The sequence below is a fragment of the Moorena sp. SIO4G3 genome, assembly GCF_010692305.1.
Classification (GTDB): domain Bacteria; phylum Cyanobacteriota; class Cyanobacteriia; order Cyanobacteriales; family Coleofasciculaceae; genus Moorena; species Moorena producens_A.
On sequence record NZ_JAAHIG010000367.1, the window covers coordinates 1 to 8,531 of the forward strand.

At 42.9% G+C, this 8,531-nt stretch carries 4 protein-coding genes and 1 pseudogene; 2 read left to right on the forward strand and 3 right to left on the reverse strand.

Annotation, left to right across the window (positions count from 1 at the left end):
• Nucleotides 1-2,173 (forward strand): caspase family protein (locus tag F6J99_RS36685; RefSeq protein WP_293120625.1); only part of this gene is annotated, 2,173 nt, incomplete at its 5' end.
• A 193-nt stretch (nucleotides 2,174-2,366) separates the two neighbouring features.
• Here the strand turns inward: F6J99_RS36685 and F6J99_RS36690 are convergent.
• Together F6J99_RS36690 and F6J99_RS36695 are read right to left on the reverse strand one after the other, a co-directional pair.
• Nucleotides 2,367-2,939, reverse strand: a complete 573-nt coding sequence (locus tag F6J99_RS36690) for a Uma2 family endonuclease (protein ID WP_293120627.1) — start codon at nucleotides 2,937-2,939, stop codon at nucleotides 2,367-2,369.
• Between the two features lie 489 nt (nucleotides 2,940-3,428).
• A pseudogene (locus F6J99_RS36695) lies at nucleotides 3,429-4,201 on the reverse strand (IS1 family transposase).
• A gap of 271 nt (nucleotides 4,202-4,472) precedes the next feature.
• Here F6J99_RS36695 and F6J99_RS36700 point away from each other — a divergent pair.
• Nucleotides 4,473-5,147 (forward strand): Uma2 family endonuclease, encoded by a 675-nt coding sequence (locus tag F6J99_RS36700; RefSeq protein WP_293120629.1) that lies wholly within the window; start codon nucleotides 4,473-4,475, stop codon nucleotides 5,145-5,147.
• Between the two features lie 262 nt (nucleotides 5,148-5,409).
• Here F6J99_RS36700 and F6J99_RS36705 read toward each other — a convergent pair whose 3' ends face one another.
• Entirely contained in the window at nucleotides 5,410-7,989 is a 2,580-nt protein-coding gene (locus F6J99_RS36705; RefSeq protein WP_293120630.1) for a sigma 54-interacting transcriptional regulator, read from the reverse strand.
• Between the last annotated feature and the right edge of the window lie 542 nt (nucleotides 7,990-8,531).

An 8,531-nucleotide genomic window follows, 5' to 3' on the forward strand; every position in this document is an offset into this window, starting at 1 on the left:
GCTTAACGAAACGCGTGGGTTAGCCCTACTAGTGGGTATCAACAAGTATCCTCGTAGCACACTCTTGGATGGCTGTGTTACTGATGTAGAACTACAACAAGAACTATTGATTCATCGGTTTGGCTTCAACCCGAAGGATATACTTATACTTAACGATGACCAAGCGACCCGAGAAAATATTGAAACGGCTTTTATTGAACATCTGACGGAGCAAGCGAAACCAGGTGACGTGGTAGTCTTCCACTTCAGTGGCTTCGGTAGCCAGGTCAAGCTATCTAAAGAGTATCAAACCGATAAGTCTGTTGCACTTCAAAATAGCTTGGTTCCAGTAGATGGGAGCCTGACCAAAAAAAAACCCAAGGTAGCCAACGATTTACTGGAAGAAACGTTAGTTTTGCTATTGCGTACCCTAGCAACTGACCAAGTAACTACAGTACTTGATACTAGCCACACGGTAGCTGATAGCCTCCTCCAAGGAAATATTAAGGTACGCTCTAGTACTAACCCACCAGCCAAAGAGGCTAGTCGGGACGAACTGGCTTTTCAAGAGCAACTGCGGCGGCGGATACAGGATTCTGGGCAAGGGATGGTAAACCCGCAATCGGTTTCAGTTGTGCCTGGAGCTATGAATCCTATGGCCGGTCTGGTGCTCACGGCGGCTGAACCAAATCAAATGGCGATTGAGGCGAAATGGAATGGTTTCAGTGCTGGCTTATTTACCTATGCTCTTACTCAGTATCTGTGGCAGGCAATACCAACAACCACAATTCAGGTGAGCCTGACTCACGCTGGTCTGATGGTTAATCAACTGACAGGTACACAACAACAGCCAAGGCTAGGGGGTCAGAGTAGTCTTGAGCCAATACCTACCTATTATCTGCCCCTTGACCCTAGCATGGGAGCGGATGGTGTGGTCACTGCCCTGGAAGATAATGGTCAAACTGCACAGTTGTGGTTAGCAGGATTACCAGCAACAGTTGTGGATAACTATAGCAACAATTCTGTATTGTCTGTATTGGAAGCCGGTGCTAACTCGGGAGTCTCTCAACTACAAATAACCTCTAAAGATGGTCTGACGGCTAAGGCAAAATTTATTGGTGCTAGTACTGATAATAACAATCAGCTACAAGTTGGGCAGCTGGTGCAAGAAGCGGTCCGGGTGTTACCCCGTAATATTGGTCTAACGGTAGCTCTGGATGGCAACCTACAACGAATTGAGCGAGTAGATGCTACCAGCGCCTTTTCTAGTATCTCTGCTGCATCGGTAGTGCAAGCAGGGGAACAACCTGCTGATTACTTGTTTGGCAAAGCACTCTCTTCCACAAATGCTGGGGGAGGGGGTTATGGAATCTTCTATCTCGACGGTGAACCCATACCCAATGGAGTTGGGGAAGCTGGGGTAGCGGTGAAGTCAGCAGCTATGGCAATGGCTGGTAAACTGAAAACCTTGCTGGCCGCAAAATTGCTCCGTCTAACTGCTAATGAGGGGTCTTCCGGTCTAGGTATTCGGGTATCCCTGGAGATGGTTGCACCAGAGCAAAAGCTAGTGATGGAACTGGAAACATTACGGACGGCTTCCTCCTCACGGGTAGGTTGGGTAGGTCAGGAGCAAGCTAAATCTCAGGGTGAGTTGACGAAAACTGTCCCAGAAACGGGTGTTCCTATTTTGCCGATTGGGAGTCGTCTCAATTATCAGATCGAAAACTACGGTGACCAACCGGTCTATTTCTTGCTATTAGGCTTTAATACCAATGGCAATGGCATCGCACTATATGAACTGCCATTTTTGGAAACATCACAGACTTCAGAAAACTCTTCATCTATAAAAAATGCGGTAATTGCTCCTGGGGAAACTCTAACCCTGCCATCAGCCGTAGCTTCTGTTGGTGGGATTGTCTCAGGTCCTAGTGGACTGGTGGAAATGCAACTGATTTGCAGTCGCTCTCCCTTCACTGAGGCCAGTAAAGCTCTCGACGCTGTGCCATCTCGTCGCGGAATTGGAGCACCAATTGATGATTTGTTTAACCCCTTGGACGTAGCCCAGGCGGTGCTGCAAGACATACACGATGCTAGTGCAAATTCCCTAGATTCTTCCCTCAGTATAGGTGCTGATTCCTACGCCTTGGATGTCAATACTTGGGCAACGCTAAGTTTTCTCTATCGGGTGGTTTGATTTCAGGTTGTTAATTGTCAATTGCTAATTGGCAATTAACAATTGATTCATAATTGTTTAATAGGAAATAGGGAACAGGGGTAATAGTGTGGGTAGAGGGAACATCACTAATAATTTTTAGTTATTTTATTGGTTAAACTATTATTATAACTGTGCTTATTTCAACAACATAAATTTTATTTATTCTGACTGATTAACCCTTTTGGGGTAACCTCGCTTTCCCAAACACTTGCTGGGGAGTAAGTTCCAACCCTTTAAAAAGCGAATCAGTGATCAGGGCTGCTTTGGTATAAGTCCGTGGTGGGGCATCTGGATAAAAAATTGTAATACTTCTCGCCTGAGGATCAACAACCCAAACTCGCAAGACTCCCGCTTCTAAATAATCGGTTGCTTTCTCGGCTAATTGCCCAAAGGTTTGTCCCGGTGAGGTAATTTCAATGGCTAACTCTGGGGGTACTGGACAAGCCTCATCTTCTACCACTTCTGAGGGCAGACCCTGGACAGAAATGTAGGTTAAATCAGGCACAGGTACCCAGTCTTGACCGTGACGTTGCAAGACTATTGCCCATTCTGGATTGACTTCACCCTTTTCCTGACACCACTGATCCAAAAGTGTATATAAAGCACCAGTTACCCTAGCATGAAAACGTTTAGGAGACATTTTCGGTACTGCAACCCCCTCAACTAATTCATAGGTTACATCGGTTGAAGGCATTGCCAGAAATTCTTCCAGGGTCAGTAGAGTTTTAGTTTTGAGTTGTGGCATTTTTCTAGGGACCCCGAGATCATTTATCTGGTGTCAGTGGCTTTAGCTTGATCCGCGCTTATGCCCCACGTCCGCACCTGCATGTCGGCGTGGGATGAATGGCGGACAGGAACTTTGTTTTTTTTATTTTCATCTATTTTTTTTATTTTCATCTATTTTTTTTATCTTCATCTATTTTTTTTATTTTCATCTATAATGGATATAGCAGGGAAGACAAATTAAGAGCTAACCGCCACCTGCATGCCTAAAAAATAGAACCAGTGGTATTGTTCCGGTGCGGAGGGGCATCCCGTGTCGTCAATAAAGCTTGTCGAGTATCCGAACCGTTAGGTGGAGTTGGCAAGAAGCCTACACTGAACTCTAAGAGTCAGTGTAGGAGTATGTCACTATATACTGATTAACAAAAATAGTGCTACACATTGTCATCATCTAGCACACCCCATCACCCGATCAGGTCTGGGTAGTGATAAACATGTAGTGATGGCCTCATCAAACCGACAAACATTGATTATAGTGATGAATAAAATTCCAAATAGCTCCTAAGTGATTTTCTAATTTTTTGGAAAATGACAATGTTTTTCTTACCAAACGACTAAGTCTTTGTCTTAAGGTATTATTTAATCTTTCAATATGATTAGTTTTTCCAGTTGTTTTGGCTACTGGTTTATGGCGTTTTTTAGGTATTACTGTTTGATAAGATTCCCAAAAATCTGTATAACACACAGCACATTGTCGAACTACTGGAGGGAAAGACTTCCATAATTTCTTTGCTGATTCTCGACTACGATCTCCAAGATAAAATCCAACAATTTCTTTAGTTTCTTGTTCGCGTAGCGTGGCCAACGGCCATCGATGGCTAACCAAATCCATTGTTTATTATCTTTTTTTTTTACAAAAGACCACATTTCATCACATTCAATAGTCATCTTTCCTTTCGGTTTTTATGAAACCTTTATTTGTCGGGGGGTTTCCGCATATTTATTATTAACATAATTTTGGAGCCATGTTTTTGAAACTCCAACTGTTCGAGCAATGCCGGCTAAAGATATTTTCTCAAGTAATAGGTGATCGATTCTCTTTTTGATCGACAAGGATATCGTTTTTTTTGTCGGATTTTTTACAAACTGTCTCTTACAGTTTTTACAGAGATATTTTTGCTTTTTATTATGAGTGCTTCCATTTTTTACTGTTTGCTCACAATTGCAGTAAGGGCAATTGGGTCGCGTTCTTAAATCTGAAACTGTATTCGATACTGTATTCATGGTTACGATAGTGTATTTTTCCCTTAAGACGTTTTTTTGACTAATAAAAATTTAGCAGTTTTGTAAGCTTTATTTAATTAGTATTTATTATAGCTAAGATAATTATTTTTAATAAATTTAAATTAAAATTGCTATATTTTTACTTAATAAATGTGTTATTAAAGGGGGATAAAATGTCGTATCACTACTTATTTATCACTACCAGGTCTGGGGCTATCTCTTAGGCTTTGCAATGCTAGGATAAAAGGCAAAAACAAGAAGTCTTAACCTTGTGTCTGTCTTTACTCAATCGAGGGGAAAAAACCTTGGACAGCCTTTAGCTGTACCAACTGAACCGGTCTGGCGCTTTAGGGTTGAACAATACCATCAGATGATTCGCTGGGGTATCCTGGGCGAAGATGACCCAGTGGAACTGCTGGAAGGGTGGCTAATTCCTAAAATGCCGAAAAATCCACCACATCGTGCGTCTACCAAACTGACTCGGAATACACTGGAAGCGATTATTCCAAACGGATGGTACGTAGATGCACAAGAACCAATTACTTTAGAAAATAGTGAGCCAGAACCAGATATCGTGATTGTTAAAGGCGATACTCGCGATTATCTTGACCGCCATCCTGGTGCTTCAGACCTAGCTTTAGTGGTTGAAATTGCCGACTCCACCCTAGAACGAGACCGAACCTTAAAGAAAGGCATCTATGCTCGCGCAGGTATTTCAGTGTATTGGATTGTCAATCTGATCGACAAGCAACTCGAAGTTTATACCCAACCCATTGATCTAGCTACAACGCCAACCTATCAGCAACGTCAAGATTACAAACCGTCCGAACAAGTGTCTGTTCTTGATGCAATAGCGAGTGGGGGAAACCCCCAAGACCGCGCTGCATCGCTTTTGATCGATGGCTCTCCTATTGGTTCCTTGAGTGTGCAAGACCTGTTACCCTGACCGTGACTGCACTGCGTTCGCCTTTGGCGTGGCCTACGGCCAATCGCATATCCGATCGCATCTTAATATCAAAACCCCACAATGTCAGCTATCAGCTTAAGCGCTACGCGCACGCGTGCGCGTTCAGCTATCAGCTATCAGGTTATGCTTCACAGGCTAGAAGCCTGTGCCACGCTACTTAAGGTGCCATTGGCCAACGGCTGACGGCTGACGGCTGAACGCGCACGCGTGAGCTTTTAGCTCACGGCTAATAGCTGAATGCTTACCCGACAATAATCCACCACAAACTAATCCCTAAAACTAGGGTACTCACATGGTGTGGTAATAACAAAGTAAACGGTTGACGCCCTATCTTCTGAGTTAAGAACAGGGATAAAAGTACTCCAGCAATTAACGTAGTTCCCTGCAAGAATGCAATTACTGCTGGATGGGCGACCAACACAGGTAATCCTTCACCACTCAATCCAAACGTAGCAAACATTACCGGTAAAATCCTTCCCCCTTCTCCTAAACCAAGCCGCCAATAATGAGCCAAATTCCCAGCTAACACTAAAGGTAAATATCCATAAGCTAATTTCACAAAAGAACTCGGCTTACGAGTTTCTTTTAACTGATAAAATCCTACCATTATTCCTTGAGCCAATAGTGGCACAATTGCTGGTAAAATCAACACTGTTACCGAAAGCAAACCATGAGTCCAAAACTGACTCAAATCCCACCCTAACCCCAGGTTTTCTTGCAATTCTGGTAAACGGTGCAAAAACACTGCTCCTAACAATAAGAATAACAAGGCTACTTCATAACTGCGAGGCACATGGGTAGTCCACAATTCAATACCTGGAGGACGTAAATTCACTTCTACTGAACGATGGGGACAGGCTTTCAAACAGGTCATGCACAACACACAATCCCGGTTATCTTCTAATTGTGCTGGGTGAGAGTACAAGGGACAGCCATCCGTTTCCATTCCCTCCCCTTTTTCGGGACCACCTTTATAACATTGATAGGTGCTACATTCCGCTGAACATATCCCTTGTTGTGCTCGTAATTCCGTTATCGATAGTTTAGCGAACATGCCATTCATGCCGCCAATGGGACATAAATAGCGGCACCAGAAGCGTCGCTCGAAAATAGCGGAACATATCATCGCACCCGCTGTAATTAATAACAGTAGACAAGCGGAAAGATAAGCGGTATTTTCCAAATCCCACAATTCTTCCCACAATAAAATCAGGAAAAATAAGCCAAACAAAAACCACCCTCCCCAGGTTTGAGCCTGTTCTCGGGGCCAACGTTTTAACTTACGGGGAAATAGCCACAGGGATACTTTCTGAGTAACTTCTCCATAAATCATGAATGGACAAACTGCACACCATAACCTACCCACAAAGGGAAAACTAATTAATACTAAGGGCCACCACCACGCCCAGAATAAATTAAGCGCAAAATTTTCTTGACGATTCTGAGGTCCGATAAATAAAATAACAACAATAATCGCAAAAGCCGTTAAGGTAAAGCCATAATTAATCCGGTCTGGCCACCAAGGGCTGCGGAGAAAGCGACGTAACCCTGGATAAGCATTTAAGAGATTGAGACGAAATTTCTTTTTCTTACTTTGGGAAGGCCAGATAATTTCTTCAGTTAGTTCTGAACATCCTTCTAACTGCACAATGGCTCGTTCAACTAAATTGAATAATTCCTTGAGGTTATTAGGAAAATCATAAGCCTGTAATCGCCGTAATGCTTCGGGAGTGATCCGGTTTTTATTAATACATTTAGCACGAGAGATGATACTAATATAGTAGTTGACTATGTCACCAATGTCGGCTTTTCGTACCCGTAATGGTGGCACTTTAATCAATTGTCCTGCAACTGAATCAATCTCTGGCAGTTTTCTCTCGGCAATCATGATAATCCGAGCCTGACTGGTAGAGACTTTGGCTGCTGCAACATCTGTATGTTCTGAGGTAGCGCGGTCTTGGGGGTCTCCCCCATGAGCGACTACCGGTTGGGAACGGTTGACTGGAGTATAGGTATTGGTTCTAAGTAAATTAGCGATTTCTCGAATAAGTTCTGGGCTAAGTTCTTGAATATTATTTAATAGTAGAGTTCCTTGACCTAAGGCTTCAATTAACCCAGGTTTTCCCCCTGCACGACCAAATAATTCTGCTCCCCTAGCTTGTAATTTAGAGCAATCGACTTTAATCATGGCTTCTCGCCGATAGGGAGAACTAAAATGAATCAAGGCTGCTATGTTATCTTTTTCTAGTCCAGGTTCTCCGAAGATTATCACCGATTCGCGGTTTTCCGCTGCTTGTTTAACTTGCGATCGCAGTCGCACCCCATAGCGACTTTTCCCAATAATCCCCCGTTTGGCTTTACTAACCAGATACGGTCGTAAGATAGTTTGACGCTCTTGTTCATAGGCTAGCTGAGCGGATAACTCTTCTACTTCTTCCGCCAGTTGTTGGGAGAAAGCCTGGGTAATTTCTGGATAGTGTTCCACGAGTGCCCGAAATTCGGAAGCACTGACAAACCAAAACTGACACTGGTTGAGGGTAATTAAGGTTTGCTCAACAGGTGTGTTCAATAATAAAGCTTGTAGATTAATCACTGCCCCAGGGAGTAAACCCACAGCTTGCCAATCCTCAGGATTGCTTTCGATCCGACCTGAGCGGAGAATATATAATCCTGCGGGAGGGGTGTTGGCTAGCACTAACCTTTGGTTTGCGGGCAAAATCCGCTCTTCCAGCTTAGGTGCTAGATACTGTAACACCTCCTGAGTCAAAATACTCAGAGCAGTTCGTTGTTTTAGCCACGTCACTAAGTCTGGAAGGTTCATGATTGGCTCTAGGATAGACAGTTATGGGAAGTTCAGTTAATCAAAATATTATTATGCTTAGGGACATTTTGTTAATTGTTAATTGTTAATTGTTAACTGAATAATTGAGAAGCAGCCCTTTAAAGCTCCCAGATCATCTAGCGGTTTCCCACATAAGGTTAGTGAACACTAATTACACTAGCCATTAGAGCTGATTCGTAAAGAAAATCTGAAGAGAGAAAAAAGTTAAGATAAGTAGATGATAAACTAGATGAGGTTGAATTAATTTCGCTCACTCAATGACACGTCTGCCTCAAATTGCCGCACCGACGAGAAAGCCCTATCCGAGTGATTTAAGTGATACAGAATGGGAGGTTTTGAAACCATTACTACCTCAGGGCAAACGCATCTAATCGCTAGAAACTAGCTCGAAAAAGCGTTTGAATGACTCTAAAATTTTAGCTGACCTTAAAATTTTTACGGGAACAGATAAAACTGGTATAATATTTGTATAGCTTATACAAAGGGTAAGTATGGTTTTAGATATATAATATAATATATTG